General features: G+C 71.1%; 16 protein-coding genes. 7 read left to right on the forward strand and 9 right to left on the reverse strand.

What is annotated here, in order from left to right:
• Positions 1–53: 53 nt before the first annotated feature.
• The 7 genes from mnhG to mbhE are packed head-to-tail and all read right to left on the reverse strand — an operon-like array spanning position 54 to position 6,007.
• Positions 54–401 (reverse strand): monovalent cation/H(+) antiporter subunit G, encoded by a 348-nt coding sequence (gene mnhG / locus BM424_RS04500; protein WP_093413869.1) that lies wholly within the window; start codon positions 399–401, stop codon positions 54–56.
• Entirely contained in the window at positions 398–664 is a 267-nt protein-coding gene (locus tag BM424_RS04505) for an MrpF/PhaF family protein (protein ID WP_093413871.1), read from the reverse strand. The genes mnhG and BM424_RS04505 overlap by 4 nt, the downstream gene beginning before the upstream one ends.
• A complete protein-coding gene (locus BM424_RS04510; protein ID WP_245775598.1) occupies positions 661–1,209 on the reverse strand; it encodes a Na+/H+ antiporter subunit E in 549 nt (182 codons plus the stop codon). Before BM424_RS04510 ends, BM424_RS04505 begins: the two co-directional genes overlap by 4 nt.
• Positions 1,202–2,737: a Na+/H+ antiporter subunit D gene (locus tag BM424_RS04515; RefSeq protein ID WP_093413872.1), complete on the reverse strand. Its 1,536-nt coding sequence runs from the start codon at positions 2,735–2,737 to the stop codon at positions 1,202–1,204. The genes BM424_RS04510 and BM424_RS04515 overlap by 8 nt, the downstream gene beginning before the upstream one ends.
• Positions 2,734–3,162: a Na(+)/H(+) antiporter subunit C gene (locus BM424_RS04520; protein WP_093413874.1), complete on the reverse strand. Its 429-nt coding sequence runs from the start codon at positions 3,160–3,162 to the stop codon at positions 2,734–2,736. The genes BM424_RS04515 and BM424_RS04520 overlap by 4 nt, the downstream gene beginning before the upstream one ends.
• Positions 3,159–3,698, reverse strand: a complete 540-nt coding sequence (locus BM424_RS04525) for an MnhB domain-containing protein (RefSeq protein WP_093413875.1) — start codon at positions 3,696–3,698, stop codon at positions 3,159–3,161. Before BM424_RS04525 ends, BM424_RS04520 begins: the two co-directional genes overlap by 4 nt.
• On the reverse strand, positions 3,695–6,007 hold the full coding sequence (gene mbhE, locus BM424_RS04530) for a hydrogen gas-evolving membrane-bound hydrogenase subunit E (protein ID WP_093413877.1): 2,313 nt from the start codon (positions 6,005–6,007) through the stop codon (positions 3,695–3,697). Before mbhE ends, BM424_RS04525 begins: the two co-directional genes overlap by 4 nt.
• A gap of 391 nt (positions 6,008–6,398) precedes the next feature.
• Between mbhE and BM424_RS04535 the strand changes: the two genes are divergently transcribed.
• The 5 genes from BM424_RS04535 (at position 6,399) to BM424_RS04555 (ending at position 11,635) form a co-directional block, all read left to right on the forward strand.
• Complete coding sequence (locus tag BM424_RS04535) at positions 6,399–8,111, forward strand: serine/threonine-protein kinase (protein ID WP_093413878.1); 1,713 nt, start codon at positions 6,399–6,401, stop codon at positions 8,109–8,111.
• 66 nt (positions 8,112–8,177) lie between these two features.
• Positions 8,178–8,987 carry a purine-nucleoside phosphorylase gene (locus BM424_RS04540; protein WP_093413880.1) on the forward strand — a complete coding sequence of 270 codons (810 nt, stop codon included), beginning with the start codon at positions 8,178–8,180 and terminating at the stop codon, positions 8,985–8,987.
• Positions 8,984–10,606: a phospho-sugar mutase gene (locus tag BM424_RS04545; protein ID WP_093413881.1), complete on the forward strand. Its 1,623-nt coding sequence runs from the start codon at positions 8,984–8,986 to the stop codon at positions 10,604–10,606. Before BM424_RS04540 ends, BM424_RS04545 begins: the two co-directional genes overlap by 4 nt.
• Complete coding sequence (locus BM424_RS04550) at positions 10,607–11,059, forward strand: flavodoxin family protein (RefSeq protein WP_093413883.1); 453 nt, start codon at positions 10,607–10,609, stop codon at positions 11,057–11,059.
• Between the two features lie 240 nt (positions 11,060–11,299).
• Entirely contained in the window at positions 11,300–11,635 is a 336-nt protein-coding gene (locus tag BM424_RS04555) for a hypothetical protein (protein ID WP_093413884.1), read from the forward strand.
• Between the two features lie 53 nt (positions 11,636–11,688).
• On the opposite strand, the gene BM424_RS04560 is transcribed toward BM424_RS04555, so the two are convergent.
• A complete protein-coding gene (locus tag BM424_RS04560; protein WP_217649619.1) occupies positions 11,689–12,864 on the reverse strand; it encodes a glycosyltransferase family 2 protein in 1,176 nt (391 codons plus the stop codon).
• Positions 12,865–13,066: 202 nt separating this feature from the next.
• The gene (upp, locus tag BM424_RS04565) at positions 13,067–13,690 is read right to left on the reverse strand and encodes a uracil phosphoribosyltransferase (RefSeq protein WP_093413886.1); all 624 of its coding nucleotides are present in this window, start codon (positions 13,688–13,690) and stop codon (positions 13,067–13,069) included.
• A gap of 175 nt (positions 13,691–13,865) precedes the next feature.
• On the opposite strand from upp, the gene BM424_RS28695 reads away from it, so the two are divergent.
• Both BM424_RS28695 and BM424_RS04570 read left to right on the forward strand, forming a co-directional pair.
• A complete protein-coding gene (locus BM424_RS28695) occupies positions 13,866–14,024 on the forward strand; it encodes a hypothetical protein (RefSeq protein WP_175547922.1) in 159 nt (52 codons plus the stop codon).
• Positions 14,021–14,443, forward strand: a complete 423-nt coding sequence (locus BM424_RS04570) for an Imm1 family immunity protein (RefSeq protein ID WP_093413888.1) — start codon at positions 14,021–14,023, stop codon at positions 14,441–14,443. Before BM424_RS28695 ends, BM424_RS04570 begins: the two co-directional genes overlap by 4 nt.
• The last annotated feature ends 153 nt before the right edge of the window (positions 14,444–14,596 follow it).

The raw sequence follows: 14,596 nt of genomic DNA on the forward strand, positions 1-14,596 counted from the left end.
ACCGGCACCTCTGAGGACAGTCCTAGAACGACCGCGCGGCGACAACCGCCGGTTCAGCGACCCTTCGGTTCCCGATCGATTCGATGGCCGAGTTCATCGATGATCAATGTGTCCCGCTCGACGCTTCCCGTGCGGTAGGCGGCACGACCGACCAGTTGCGCCATCACCGGAGCGGTGAGCATCTGGAACAGTCCGACGAGGATCAAACCGGTGGCGTAGGCCAGATCCAGCTGCACGCCCGTTCCGATGAGGATCAGGATCAGGCCCAGCGTCTGCGGTTTCGTGGCCGCCTGCAGCCGCGCGGTGACGTCCGGGAAGGTCAGCAGACCGATCGCGCCGAACAGGCAGGACAGCGCCCCGCCGATCAGGCAGATCGCGGAGAAGACGTCCGGGAAGCTCATCGGTACGGCTCCTTCTTCTCGATCAACTTGGCCGTGCTGATCGACCCGATGAAGGCCAGCAGCGCGAACGCCGCCAGCAGCGCGATGTTCGACCCGTCCTGCTGCAGGCCCATGCCCACGCAGCTGCCCGCCACGATCAGCGTCACCAGCACGTCGACCGACACGATCCGGTCCAACGTGGTCCGGCCGCGCAGCAACCGGACCACCACCAGCAGCCCGGCCGCGCCCAGCAGCGCGAAGGTCACGGCGAACACCCAGCTCATCCCGCACTCCCCCTGACCAGGTCCCGCTGCGCGGTGGACCCGACCGCCTCGACGACCAGCCGCTCCAGGAACCGCACCTCGCGGCGCACCGACTCCTCGTCGCCGGGGCGCATGCCCATCGCGTAGACGTAGCAGGTGAGCTCGGCGCGGTCGATCTGCAGCACGAACTTGCCCGGTGCCAGCGACACCGCGCTGGCCACGATCGCGATCAGGTGGTCGGAGTCGGCGTGCAGCGTGGTGGCCACGATGCCCGCGGTCGTGCCGCGCCGGTGGGCCACCGCCTGCCAGGCCACCCGGATCGTGGAGATCACCAGGTCCCAGGCCAGGTAGGCGGCCAGCCGCAGCAGCGGCAGCGGGCGCAGCACCATCCCGGTGCGGATCATCGGCAGCGGGAACAGCGAGGTCACCAGCAGCGCCACCAGGACGCCGAAGAACAGGGTGCCGAGGTCGAAGCTGCCCCACAGCAGCACCCACACCACCGTCAGCCAGCACACCAGGGGCAGCCGCCGCACGAAGCGCCTGCGGCGGGTCATCCGCTCACCCACCGGAACCACCTCCCAGCACCGCGGTCCGGTAGGTCTCGCCGTGCATCAGGTCGCCCGCGGCGCGGCCCGCGATCTCCCCGAGCGGGCCCGCGACCAGCGCGATCACCAGGCTCGCGACCACCAGGACCCCGGTGGCGGCCAGCATCGGGCGGTTGGAGCTCGCGGTGCCCACGACCAGCTCGTCGGTCGGGTCCGGGTCGGGAGCCGGTGCCTTGACCTGCCCCCAGAACGCCCGCGTCCACACCCGCGCCATCGCGTACAGGCTCAGCAGGCTGGTCAGCACCGCGCCCGCGGTCACGGCGAAGCCGGTAATGGTGCCGCTGCCGACACCGGCCTGCAGCAGCGCCAGCTTGGCGACGAACCCGGAGAACGGCGGCACCCCGGCCAGGCTCAGCGCGGGCAGCGCGAACAGCACCGCGATCATCGGCGTCGCCTTGGCCATCCCGCCCATCCGGGTCAGCGCGACGGTGCCGCTGTGCCGCGTGATCAGACCGCTGACCAGGAACAGCGTGGCCTGCACCGTGATGTGGTGGACGACGTAGAGGATCACGCCGGTCAGGCCGATGACGTCGTAGACGCCGAGCCCGAACAGCATGTAGCCGATGTGGCTGACCAGCAGGAACGACAGCAGCCGGTTGAGGTCGTTCTGGGCGAGGGCACCGAGCGCGCCGACGATCATCGTGACCAGCGCGATGATCAGCATCAGGTTCCAGCTCTCGGAGTGCGCGAACACCAGCGTCTGGGTGCGGATCAGCGCGTAGATGCCGACCTTGGTCAGCAGCCCGGCGAACACGGCGGTGACCGGTGCGGGCGCGGTCGGGTAGCTGTCCGGCAGCCAGAAGTGCAGCGGCACCATCGCGGCCTTCACGCCGAACACGATCACCACCAGCAGCGCCAGCGCGACCTGCAGGCCCTGCGGCAGCTCGGCGACCTTGCCGCCCAGGTCGGCGAGGTTGACCGTGCCGGTCGAGGCGTAGACCAGCGCGATCATGGTGATGAACAGCAGCGACGAGGCGAGGCTGACGATCGTGTAGGTCATGCCCGCGCGCACCCGGGTGGCCGTGGTGCGCCGGGTGATGAGCACGTACGACGAGCTGAGCATGATCTCGAAGGCGACGAACAGGTTGAACAGGTCGCCGGTGAGGTACGCCAGGGACACGCCCGCGCACAGCATCAGGTACATCGGGTGGAAGGTCGTGCTGGAGCGCTCCCGGCCGTAGTCGGTGATGCGCTGGCCGATCGAGTAGATCAGCACCGCGAAGGTCACCACCGACGACACCAGCAGCAGCAGCGCGGAGAGCCGGTCGGCGATGAGCGTGATGCCGAACGGCGCGGGCCAGGCGCCCATCTGCAGCACGACGGGACCGCTCTGGTCCGAGACGTAGAGCAGCACCGCCGCGTCGGCGATGATCACGCCGAGCACCAGCAGGCCGAGGAGCCGCTGCAGGTCGGCGAAGCGGCCGAGGGCGAGCGAGAGCCCGGCGGCGGTCAGCGGCAGCAGGACCGGCAGGGCGACCAGGACCGTCACTGGGCTGCCTCCTTCGCCGGTTCGTCCCCTTCGGCTTCCTCGCCGGCGTCCTCATCGGACTCCATGCGCTTCTCCAGGCGCTGGATCCGGCGGTCCTCGACGTCGTCGCGGACCTCGTCGTGGCCCAGCAGCGTCCACGAGCGGTAGGCCAGCGCGAGCAGGAACGTGGTGAGCGCGAAGGTGATCACGATGGCGGTCAGCGCCATGGCCTGCGGCAGCGGATCGGTCATCTCCTCGGGCAGCGCGGTGGTGAGCATGGGTGCGCGTCCGGGCGGGCCTCCGGCGGTCTGCAGCAGCAGGTTCGAGCCGTGGCCGAGGACCACGATGCCCAGCAGGATCCGCATCAGGGATCGCTGCATGAGCAGGTAGAAGCCCACCGAGTACAGCACCGCGATGACCGCGGCCAGCATCAGGTTGATCGTCATCGGCGTCCCCTGGCCGCCGCGTCGGCGTCGGTCTCGATCCCCGATCCCAGCGTGCGCAGCAGGTCGAGCACCACGCCCACGATGAGCAGGAACACGCCGGTGTCGAGGATGACGCTGCTGACGAACTTGATCTCGCCGAGCAGCGGGACGGTGAACTTGTAGATCGCGGTCTCCAGCAGCTGGCCGCCGAACAGCAGCGGCAGGAACGCGGCGGCGCAGGCCAGCGTCAGGCCCAGCCCGATGAGCACGGGCGGGCGCATCGACACCACGGCGCTGTCGTCCATCCGGCCACCGGCGAGGTAGCGCAGCAGGAACGCCTGCCCGGCCACCAGGCCGCCGGTGAACCCGCCGCCCGCGCGGTCGTGCCCGGCGAACAGCAGGTAGATCGACAGCACCAGCACGGTCGGGAACACGATGCGCGCGGCCAGCTCCAGCAGCACCGAGCGGGCCTGGCCCTCGCGGCGGAAACCGGACAGCAGCCAGCGCTCGGTGGGCGCGTCCCAGTTCGTCCAGGAACGTGGGGTCGTCGGGCTCACTTGCGCACCTCCTGCTGCTCGCGGCGCCTGCGCTCGTGGCGGGACGCCAGGATCAGGCTGGCGACGCCGGTGGCCGCGACCGCGAGGACCGAGATCTCACCGACGGTGTCGAAGGCCCGGAAGTCCACGATGATCGAGTTGACGATGTTGGTGGCCCCGGCGCCCTTCTCGGCGTGGGCGATGAAGTACTCGCTGGCCTCGGGCGGGGCGTGCCGGACGGAGCTGAACCCGATCGCGGCCAGCGAGACGAACACCCCGGCGACGGTGGCGATGACCGCCTTGGGGATGCGGATGGACTTGGCGGTGTCGGCCTCGGAGAAGCGCTCCGGCAGGCGCCGCAGCACGAACGCGAAGGCCACCACGGTCAGCGTCTCGACCAGGAACTGGGCGAGCGCGAGGTCGGGGGCACCGTCCACGATGAACAGTCCGCCGATGCCGTAGCCGACGACGCCGACCAGCAGCACCGCGGTGAGCCTGCGGTGCGCGCGCAGCACGGCCAGGGCGGCCACGACCACGCCCAGTCCCAGCGGGATCTGCATGAGGTTGTCGTAACCGCGCAGGTCGTTCGGCGTCGTGAAGGAGACCAGCAGCGCCGATCCGGGAATCGCCACGACCGTGACCAGGATGATCCCGAGGTAGGTGGGCAGCGAACCGACCTGCAGCCGCGCGGTGACGGCGACCGCGACGCGCTCCAGCAGCGCGGTGATGCGCTCGTAGCCGCGCTGGGCGTTGAGCGGCTTGGGGATTCGGGTGCGCCACGCGGTCAGCGGGGTGCGGACCCGGTGCAGCAGCAGACCACCGGCGACCGCCAGCACCGACATGACCAGCGGGAAGCTCAACCCGTGCCAGAGGGCGAGCTCGGCGGGTTCGCCCGGCGAGTCGTAGGAGCGGGCGTAGCCGTCGGCGAGCTCGTGGGTCAGCGGGTAGGCCACGCCCAGCACGACCCCGGCGAAGGCGGGCAGCGCGGCGGGCAGGAGCGCCTGCAGCGCGGTGGGCTTGATGAAGGTCGGTGCGAGGTCGGGCTTGGTGGCGAAGGCGCCGAACCACATGCGCAGGCTGTAGGCGACGGTGAGCATCGAGCCGATGACCAGCACCACGTCGACGGCGACGCCGGAGGGTCCGGTGAGGAACGCGCCGAAAGCGGCTTCCTTGCCGAGGAAGCCGAGCATCGGCGGCAGTCCGGCCATGGAGGCGGCGGCCAGCCCGGCGGTCACCGCCAGCCACGGCTGCTTCTTGCCGAGGCCGGAGAGCTTGCGGAGGTCGCGGGTGCCCGCCTGGTGGTCGATGATGCCGACGACCAGGAACAGGGTGGCCTTGAACAGGCCGTGCCCGAGCAGCATGGTCGCCCCGGCGAGCGCGGCGTCGTGGCTGCTCTCGCCGAAGAGCACCATGAGGAAGCCGAGCTGGCTGACGGTGCCGTAGGCCAGCAGCTTCTTCAGGTCGTACTCGTGCAGCGCCCGCCAGCCGCCGAAGAGCATGGTGGCCAGCCCGAGCACGACGGTCGGGTAGCGCCACTCGGGCAGCGCCCCGAAGACCGGGCCGAGCCGGGCGACGAGGAAGACGCCGGCCTTGACCATCGACGCGGCGTGCAGGTACGCGCTGATCGGGGTGGGCGCGACCATCGCGGCGGGGAGCCAGTTGTGGAACGGCAGCTGCGCGGACTTGGTGAAGGCACCGACGAGGATCAGCACGGCGGCCACCGAGATCGCGGTGCCCGACGGCGGGTGCGCGGCGAGCTCGGAGATGCGGTAGGTGCCCGCGGATTCGCCGAGCACGACGAAGCCGAGCAGCATCACCAGACCGCCGAGGCTGGTGATCATCAGCGCCTGCAGCGCGGATCGGCGGGACTCGCGGCTGATGCCGGCCTGCCCGACGAGCAGGAAGGAGCAGACGGTGGTCAGCTCCCAGAAGACGTAGACCGTGGTGAGGTCGTCGGCGACGACGAGGCCGAGCATCGCCCCGGCGAAGGCCAGCAGCAGCGGCGCGGATCGCCGCGCGTCACCGCGCCCGCGGGCGAAGTAGGAGTCGGCGTAGATCAGCACCAGCACGCCGAGACCGCAGACCAGGACGGTCATGACCAGCGACAGGGCGTCGAGGCGGAAGCCGAAGTTCAGGCCGATCAGCGGGACCCACGGCACGGTTTCGGTCATCGTGCCGCCGGCGAGCACCTGCGGGGTGCGGGCGAGCAGCCAGACCGCCGCGGCGGCGGGCGGGATCGCGGCGATGAAGAACGCGGCGCGGGTGCTGCGACGGGCCACCAGCGGCAGGAGTACGGCCACCACCAGGTGCGCGACGACGAAGCCGAACAAAGCACCTCCTCCACACCGCGGTTGTCGTGCCGGCCCGGACCCGCCCGATCATTCGCCACCCGCGCGGAGCGCGCACCGCGACCGCGATCAGGTGGTGATCAGAGGTCGCGGATGTCCGGAAGGTCCGACCGGTGACAACCTATCCGCAGTAGGGGGTTACGCGCCAACACCGCCGCGAACGGCATCGAGGCCGCTGGGAGGCGGTTTTTCGTTGCACCGAAATGATGTTCGCGTCTCGAAGGGTTCGGGCGCGCGACGGTTCGAGTGGGATTCTTCACGTGGCGTAACATCACGTTCCGACCTGGACGATCAATCCCGTCGTCGAGGGGTTTTCGAGGGCCTTTGATCCGTTCCGGCCCCGGCCGCCGGACCGAAGGTGGAAGATGAGGCCGTGCCCACCGACAACCATGACACCCTCGCCGGCATCGGCCGGCTGATCGCGGGCCGCTACCGGATCGAGCGCAAGCTCGGCGGCGGCGCGATGGGCACCGTGTGGTACGCCACCGACGAGCTGTTGCAGCGCCCGGTGGCCGTCAAGGAGGTCCGACTCGCTCCGGGCATGCCCGAGGAGGAGGCCGCCGAGCTGCGCGAGCGCGCCCTGCGCGAAGCTCGCGCCATCGCGGTGCTGTCCCACCCCAACGTGGTGACGCTCTACGACGTCGCGCGCGAGCAGGCCGAGCCGTTCGTGGTGATGGAGCTGGTCCCGTCGCAGAGCCTGGCGGCGATCCTCGACGACCACGGGGCGCTCGACGACACGCAGCTGGCGGTGATCGCCGACGGCGTCGCGGCCGGTCTCGACGCCGCGCACCGGGCCGGGATCGTGCACCGCGACGTCAAGCCGGGCAACGTGCTCATCGGCGACGACGGCCGGTTGAAGGTCAGCGACTTCGGCATCTCCCGCAACGTCGCCGAGCACACCCTCACCAACACCGGGATCCTGCTGGGCACTCCCGCCTACATCGCCCCGGAGGTCGCGGCCGGCGAGGACGTCACCGCCGCCGCGGACCTGTGGGGCCTGGGCGCGACGCTGTTCGCCGCGGCCGAGGGCCGCCCACCCTACGACGTGGGCGACGACCCGCTGGCGACGGTCACCGAGGTGGTGCGCGGCCCCGTCCCGGTGCTGCACCGGCCGGGCGTGGTGGGTGACGTGATCCGGGCGCTGATGGTCAAGGACCCGGCGCAGCGGTTGCCGCTGACGGAGGTGCGGCGCCGGTTGCAGCACCTGCTGCCGGAACCGGGAGCGCGGCCGTTCGCGACGGTCCTCAACCCCGACTCGCCGACGGTGCGGGTGCGGCAGCGGGTGCAGCAGCACACCGCCCAGCCCTCGCACCCGTCCCAGCCGATGCCGTCGGCGCAGTCCCAGCCGTCGGTGCCGCCGGCGCCCGCGCCGCTGGCCGCCGACCCGGGACCGCCGCCGTTCACGCTGCACGACCCGCCGAAGCCGCGGCGGCGTCCGCTTCGGACGGTCGCGCTGGTGATGGCCGCCCTGGTGCTGTTCGCGGGCGCGATGGTGGGGTCGTTCGCGGCGACCCGGCTGCTGGTCGGCGCACCGCTGCTGCCCGGCGACGGCGCCGGGACGCCGACGGCTCCCGCCGTGTCGCTGCCGCCGCTGGCGCCGACCGAGCAGGAGGCCAAGCACACCTCGGCTCCCAACGGCGGCGAGTTCGCCATCTCGGTGCCGTCGGGCTGGCAGCCGTTCCAGAGCGAGCGCAACGACCTGGCGAACAACTCGGTGGTCGCGTTCATCTCCGGTGACGGCACCAGCGAGGTCGCGGTGCAGCGCTACGGCGACTACTTCGCCGACGGCGGCACGATGGACGACTACGAGGCCAAGATCGGTGCCACGCTCGGCGGTCCGACGTCGGACGTCACGCTCAGCTCGCCGTTCCACCCCGACGGCGACGCCCGCCGGGTGTCCTACGTGACGCGCGCGCACCAGCTGCTGACCGGCCCCGCCAAGGAGATCGAGCGCTACAGCGCGGCGTCGTTGCAGCGCTCCGGCGACGACCTGTGGATCGTCCGGGTGACCGGGCCCGCGGATCAGGTGGCGATGGCCCAGACGCTGCTGGATCGCGTCGTCCCGACGTTCGTGCCGGGTGCCTGACGAGTTCCCGCTCCGGACACCGGACGAGCACGCGTGGGAAATGCGGAGAGACTAAGCTGCCCGGCCGTGACCGCTACGAACATCACCGACCCGACCGCCACCGCTCACGAGGCCTCGGCGAAGCTGGCCGAGCTCACCGGTGCCGACAGCCACGACCTGGTCGTCGTCCTGGGTTCCGGCTGGCAGCCGGCCGCCGACGAGATCGGGACGCCGGACGCCGAGATCGGCATGGACGAGCTGCCGGGCTTCGCCAAGCCGGGCGCCGTCGGCCACACCGGCAAGGTGCGCTCGGTGCCGGTGGGCGACAAGCGCGTGCTGGTGATGCTCGGCCGCACCCACCTCTACGAGGGCCACGGCATCGAGCCGGTCGCGCACGGCGTGCGGACCGCGGTCGCCGCCGGGTGCCGGAGCGTGGTGCTCACCAACGCCGCGGGCGGCATCCGCGAGGGCATGCAGGTCGGGCAGCCGGTGCTGATCAGCGACCACATCAACATGACGGCCAGGTCCCCGCTGGTGGGCGCGAACTTCGTGGACCTCACCGACCTGTACTCGCCGCGGCTGCGGGAGCTGGCGCGGGGCATCGACCCCTCGCTGCAGGAGGGCGTCTACGCGGGACTGCCGGGACCGCACTTCGAGACCCCGGCCGAGATCCGGATGCTGCGCTCGCTGGGCGTGGACCTGGTGGGCATGTCGACGGTCCTGGAGGCCATCACCGCCCGCTCGCTGGGCGCCGAGGTGTTCGGCCTGTCGCTGGTGACGAACCTGGCCGCGGGCCTGAGCGGGCAGCCGCTCAACCACGAGGAAGTGCTGGAGGCGGGCCGGGTCTCGGCGTCGCGGATGGGCCGCTTGCTGCGGTCGTTGCTGGAGGAGGCGTGACCCAGCCGGACGTTCGGGCTGCCGCGGAGCAGTGGATCGCCGACGACGTCGATCCGCAGGCTCAGGACGAGCTGAGGGGACTTCTCGACTCGCCCGAGCTGGCGGACCGGATGTCGGGAATGCCGCGCTTCGGCACCGCGGGGATGCGGGCGCCGGTGCGCGCGGGCGCCAACGGCATGAACCGCGCGGCGGTCGTGCGCACCACCGCCGGGGTCGCGAGCTGGCTGGTCCAGCAGGGTCTCGGCGGCGGGATCGTGGTGGTGGGCCGCGACGCGCGGCACGGTTCGGAGGACTTCGCCCACGACGTGGCGGGAGTGCTCTCGGCGGCCGGGTTCGACGTGCGGATGCTGCCGGAGCCGCTGCCGACGCCGGTTCTCGCGCACGCCACCCGCGCGCTGGAGGCGGTGGCGGGCATCCAGATCACCGCTTCGCACAACCCGCCGCAGGACAACGGATACAAGCTCTACCTGGGCGGCGGGATCCAGCTGGTGGGTCCGGCCGACACCGAGATCGAGGCGGCGATCGCGAAGACGCCCGCGGCGAACGCGGTGTCGCGCAAGCGGAACTGGACGCAGCTGGAGTCCGCTCTGGACGACTACCTGGCGCGGGTGTCGGCGCTGCCGCGCGGCGGTGACCGCGAGGTGCGGGTGGCGGCCACGGCGCTGCACGGCGTCGGGGCGAAGGCGCTGCGAAGGGCGTTGCAGCGCGCGGGTTTCGACGACGTGCACTTCGTGGCCTCGCAGTCCGACCCGGACCCGGACTTCCCGACGGTGGGGTTCCCGAACCCGGAGGAGCCGGGCGCCACCGACGAGCTGCTGCAGCTGGCCTCCGACATCAACGCGGACCTGGCGATCGCCCTGGACCCGGACGCCGACCGCTGCGCGCTGGGGGTGCGCGAGGGCGACTCGTGGCGGATGCTGCGCGGCGACGAGACCGGGGTCCTGCTGGCCTGGCACGTGCTGTCCACTCTGGACGAGTCGGCGCCGGATCCGCTGGTGGCGACGACGATCGTGTCCTCCAGCATGCTGCGGTCGATCGCCGCGGAGTTCGGCGTCCGCTACGACGAGACGCTGACCGGGTTCAAGTGGCTGGTGCGCGCGGGCGACGGCGAGGGCACCGGTCTGGTCTACGCCTACGAGGAGGCGCTGGGGCTCAGCGTCGACCCGGACCGGGTGCGCGACAAGGACGGGATCTCGGCGGCGGTGCTGGCCTGCGACCTGACGGCGAGCCTGCTGGCCTCGGGCGATCACCTGCTGGACCTGCTCGACGAGCTGTCCACCGAGCACGGCGTGCACGCGACCGGGCAGGTGTCGGTGCGGGTGGCGGACCTGGCGGTGATCCCGCGGATCATGCGCCGGTTGCGCGAGCGGCCGCCGTCGGAGCTGTCGGGGGTCACCGTCGCGGTGCGCGACCTGCTGCCGGACACCGACGCGCTGGTGCTCACCGGTGACGGCGGGTTGCGGGTGGTGATCCGCCCGTCCGGGACGGAACCGAAGCTCAAGTGCTACCTGCAGGTGGTCGAGCGGGTCGGCGAGCTGCCGCTGGCGCAGGCCAAGCAGCGCGGCGCGGACCGGCTGGAGGAGCTGACGCGGGCCGTGACGGCCCTGGTGGAGGAGTAGATGCCGACGCTGTTGATCGTGCACCACACGCCGTCGCCGGGGATGCAGGCGATGTTCGAGCAGGTGGTGGCGGGTGCGACGACCGACGAGATCGAGGGCGTCGAGGTGCGGCGGCGTCCGGCGCTGGGCGCCACGGCCTCCGACGTGCTGGAGGCCGACGGCTACCTGCTGGGCACGCCTGCCAACCTCGGCTACATCTCGGGCGCGCTGAAGCACTTCTTCGACACGATCTACTACCCGTGCCTGGACACCACGATCGGGCGACCGTTCGGCTACTTCGTGCACGGCAACGAGGGCGTCGAGGGCGCGCAGCGCGCGATCGGCTCGATCACCACCGGCCTGGGCTGGCAGCAGGCCGCCGAGCCGGCGATCGTCCTGGGCACGCCGGAGAAGGCGGATCTGGAGTCCTGCTGGGAACTGGGCGCGACGCTCGCCGCGGGCCTCATGCCGTAGCTGGTCCCGAGACCACCCAGTTGATCTTGGTCGGCCTGTTTCGAGTAACCTGATCGTGTCGTCGGGGCGCGCCCCTCGGCGACGGCGGGGCGCCCCGGACAGAGCCCGCCTTCCCTCATCACGTGCGATGTTCGGGGCGCCCCGCACCTTCGCTCATCGTAATCGGGCACGAGAGCCGCTCAGCGAATCGTCGAGGACCTCCAGCAGCATTTCCGGTCCCGAACGCGTTACCCTGCGACAGTGAGTGAGGAAACGATCCGACTCGAACTCGATGACTCCGGCGTCTCCGTGGATCTCCCCAAGCCCCCTGGTGATCATGACCAGGTTCAGGGCGTTCCCTACCGGCCGGTCGAGTTCCGCGACGACGACCTGCCGGCGGCCTTGGAACGATCCGCCAAGTGGCTTCGCGAAGCCCAGAACTGGCTCGGGGAACCCATCGACGTGATCGCAGTGCATCTCGATTACGACGACCGGGACGGCGCCCCGTACTACGACCTGAAGCTGATGTGCAACGAGGAAGACCTGGCCGGCGCGCCGATCGCCATGCGCAGGTTGCAGGGCGGCTCGGTCGGCTGACCGCTCGACACCTCAAGAACGCGACAGGCCCGGCCGGACTCCCCGGCCGGGCCTCACTTCTGGAACGTCGACCGACGGCCTTTCCACTGGTCACGGCCGCGATGAGCGCGGACCGCGCCGTCGAGCAGCAGCACGCCGAACAGGGTCCCGCTGACCGGGGCCAGCGGCGCGAGCTCCGGGTTCGAGCGCATGAACCGGGCCGTCGCGGCGTGCGCGGCGCCCTGCGCGACGCAGCCGAGCACCCCCAGCGCCGTCAGCACCGGCCGCCGCTCGCGCCCCACCAGCACCGCCAGCGGCGCCGCCACCGACATCGCGATCTGGCCGAGGCCGATCGCCGCCAGCGTCGGCGCCGACCCCCTGGTGCCGGCCACGAAGCTCTTCCGGAACGACGCCCAGCCCTGCTCGAACGGGTCCATCCCGCTGGTGCGGAGGTGGTCCAGCCCGTCGACGGTGCGGGTGGTGCCGCCGTGGTCGCGCACGGCGGTGGCGATCGCGACGTCCTCGTTGCGGATCGCGGCGAACGCCGCCCAGCCCCCGACCTTCTCGTAGTGCGAGCGGCGCACCAGGATGCAGTGCCCGATGGCGAAGGCCTTGCGGCCGCGGCCGTCGGGCGAGGCGTTCTCGCCGATCAGCTGGAGCCCCGGCGGCATGAGCAGCGGCCACGTCGCCGAGTGCCGCGCGGGCGGGCCTCCCGGGGTCGAGACGAGGTCGGCCTCGACGGCGTCGGCGGTGGCCAGCAGGCGGCTGAGCAGCTCGGGGTCGGCGACGGTGTCGGCGTCGAGGAACAGCAGCCACTCCCCGGCCTCCGGCGGACCGGCCGCCTCCACGCCGACGTGCATCGCGTGCACCTTGCCGCCCCAGCCGGGCGGCGGCGAGTCCACCCGGATCGGCACGACGCGCGGGTCGCGCCGGGCCACCTCGCGCGCGATGTCGCCGGTCCCGTCGGTGGAGCCGTCGTCGACCACGACGACCCGCAGCAGCCCCTCGTGACCCGTGCCGTGGGTCTGGGCGGTGATCGAGTCCAGGCAGTCGGCGAGCACGGCGGCCTCGTTGCGGGCCGGGACGACGACGGTGACCTTCGGCGGGGCGACCGCCCCGCTGCGGGGTTCGCGCAGCGGGACGACCGCGCGCGTCTGACGCAGCGTCCGCGCGCTGCGGATCAGCACCCCGGCGGCGACCGCACCGAGCCCCCAGGACCAGCCCTTGGCGTGTCTTCGCGGTGAAACCACGACCTCAGACTGCCACGAAAGGGGCAAAGGGGTGTTGCGCAAACGCCCGAACTGGTCTTGAACTTCACGTTGCGCCGAAACTCCGCACCGGTTGCGAAGCCCCCGGAAACCCCAGCTCCACCCCGGTCACCCGATCGAAAACCCCGGTTTTCGTCGCGCGAAAACCGGGGTTTTTGACACGGGGAGCCTCAGACGGGCTGGTTCAGACGGCGCCGTACTCGCGGTCTCCGGCGTCGCCGAGGCCGGGCACGATGAAGCCGGACTCGTTGAGCCGCTCGTCGATGCTCGCGGTCACCACGCGCACCGGCAGGCTCGCCTCCTCCAAGCGGCGGACACCCTCGGGCGCGGCGAGCGTGCAGATCGCGGTGACGTCGGTGGCGCCCCGCTCGACCAGCAGCTCGATGGTGTGCACCATCGATCCGCCGGTGGCCAGCATCGGGTCGAGCACCAGCACCGGACGGCCGGTCAGGTCGGCGGGCAGCGACTCGAGGTAGGGCGTGGGCTGCAGCGTCTCCTCGTCGCGGGCGAGCCCGACGAAGCCCATCTGCGCCTCGGGGATCAGCCGGTGCGCCTGGTCGGCCATGCCCAGCCCGGCCCGCAGCACCGGCACCAGCAGCGGCGGGTTCGCGATCCGGTAGCCGGTGGTCCTGGCGACCGGCGTGTGGATCGGCTCCTCGGCCAGCTCGGCCTCCCGCGTCGCCTCGTAGATGAGCATGAGCGTCAGCTCCTGCAACGCGGCCCGGAACGCGGCGCTGTTGGTGCGCGCATCGCGCATCGTCGACAACCGCGACTTCGCCAGGGGGTGATCCACAACCCGAACATCCATGACCGTCAACAGTAACGACCGACCCCCACCCCAGCCCCACCGACCTGCACCAACGTGTCCCCAGTCGCACACCCCGACCCGGTGCCGGTCGTTGTGGGGGTGGGGAATTTTTCATGAAAACTTCCCCACCCCCAAGATCGGCATCCTCATCTCCGCCCGTTCGAGGAGAACGCCGTTGGCAACTGCCGTGGAAATGCTCGGGCAGGCCATCGCGACTGCACTGAGCGAGATTCACGCCGCGACGGGGTTCCTCAACGAGGCGATCGACCGCTGCGAGGCCGACGGAAGCAGCCCGGATGGGAGGCTCTACCGAGGTGAGGAAGGGGAACGATGACCGTCGACGCCCGTTGGGCTGTGTTCACCGAGGATGGTGACGAACGCGGCGTGAGCCTGCTCGTCAACGACCGCGAGCAGGTCCACGAGCTCGTTGAGCTGCTCGCTGACGAGGCCGCCGACGTGGCTCGGCTGATCCACCGCGACAGGCCGTTGTGGGATGCGGAGCACGGATTGCTCGACCACGACGTCTACGCCACGGTGCACGACGGATTCGGTTATGTCTCCTACCAAGACGCCACCCGCGACAAGGCTTATCCGGAAGGCGACCCGGCCTCGGAGGGCTGCGAGTTCGACGACGAAGACTTCCCGCCCGGCTCAGGACTGCGCATCGAGCGATTCACCGACGTCCTCGCGGAGTTCCTGCGCACCGCTGATCGCCCTATGTCGGTGAACTGGCTCGACGAATCAGACGGCTGAACCCACTCGGACCGACCAAGACCCGAACATCCACGACCAACACCAGTAACGAGCACCCCAACTCCCACCCGGACGTGGTCGGGGGCGAAGTTTTCATGAAAACTTCCCCACCCCACACCACGGGCGCGACTCCCGCAAAGGCCTCGAGCTCCT

It is taken from the genome of Saccharopolyspora flava (assembly GCF_900116135.1).
Classification (GTDB): Bacteria; Actinomycetota; Actinomycetes; order Mycobacteriales; family Pseudonocardiaceae; genus Saccharopolyspora; species Saccharopolyspora flava.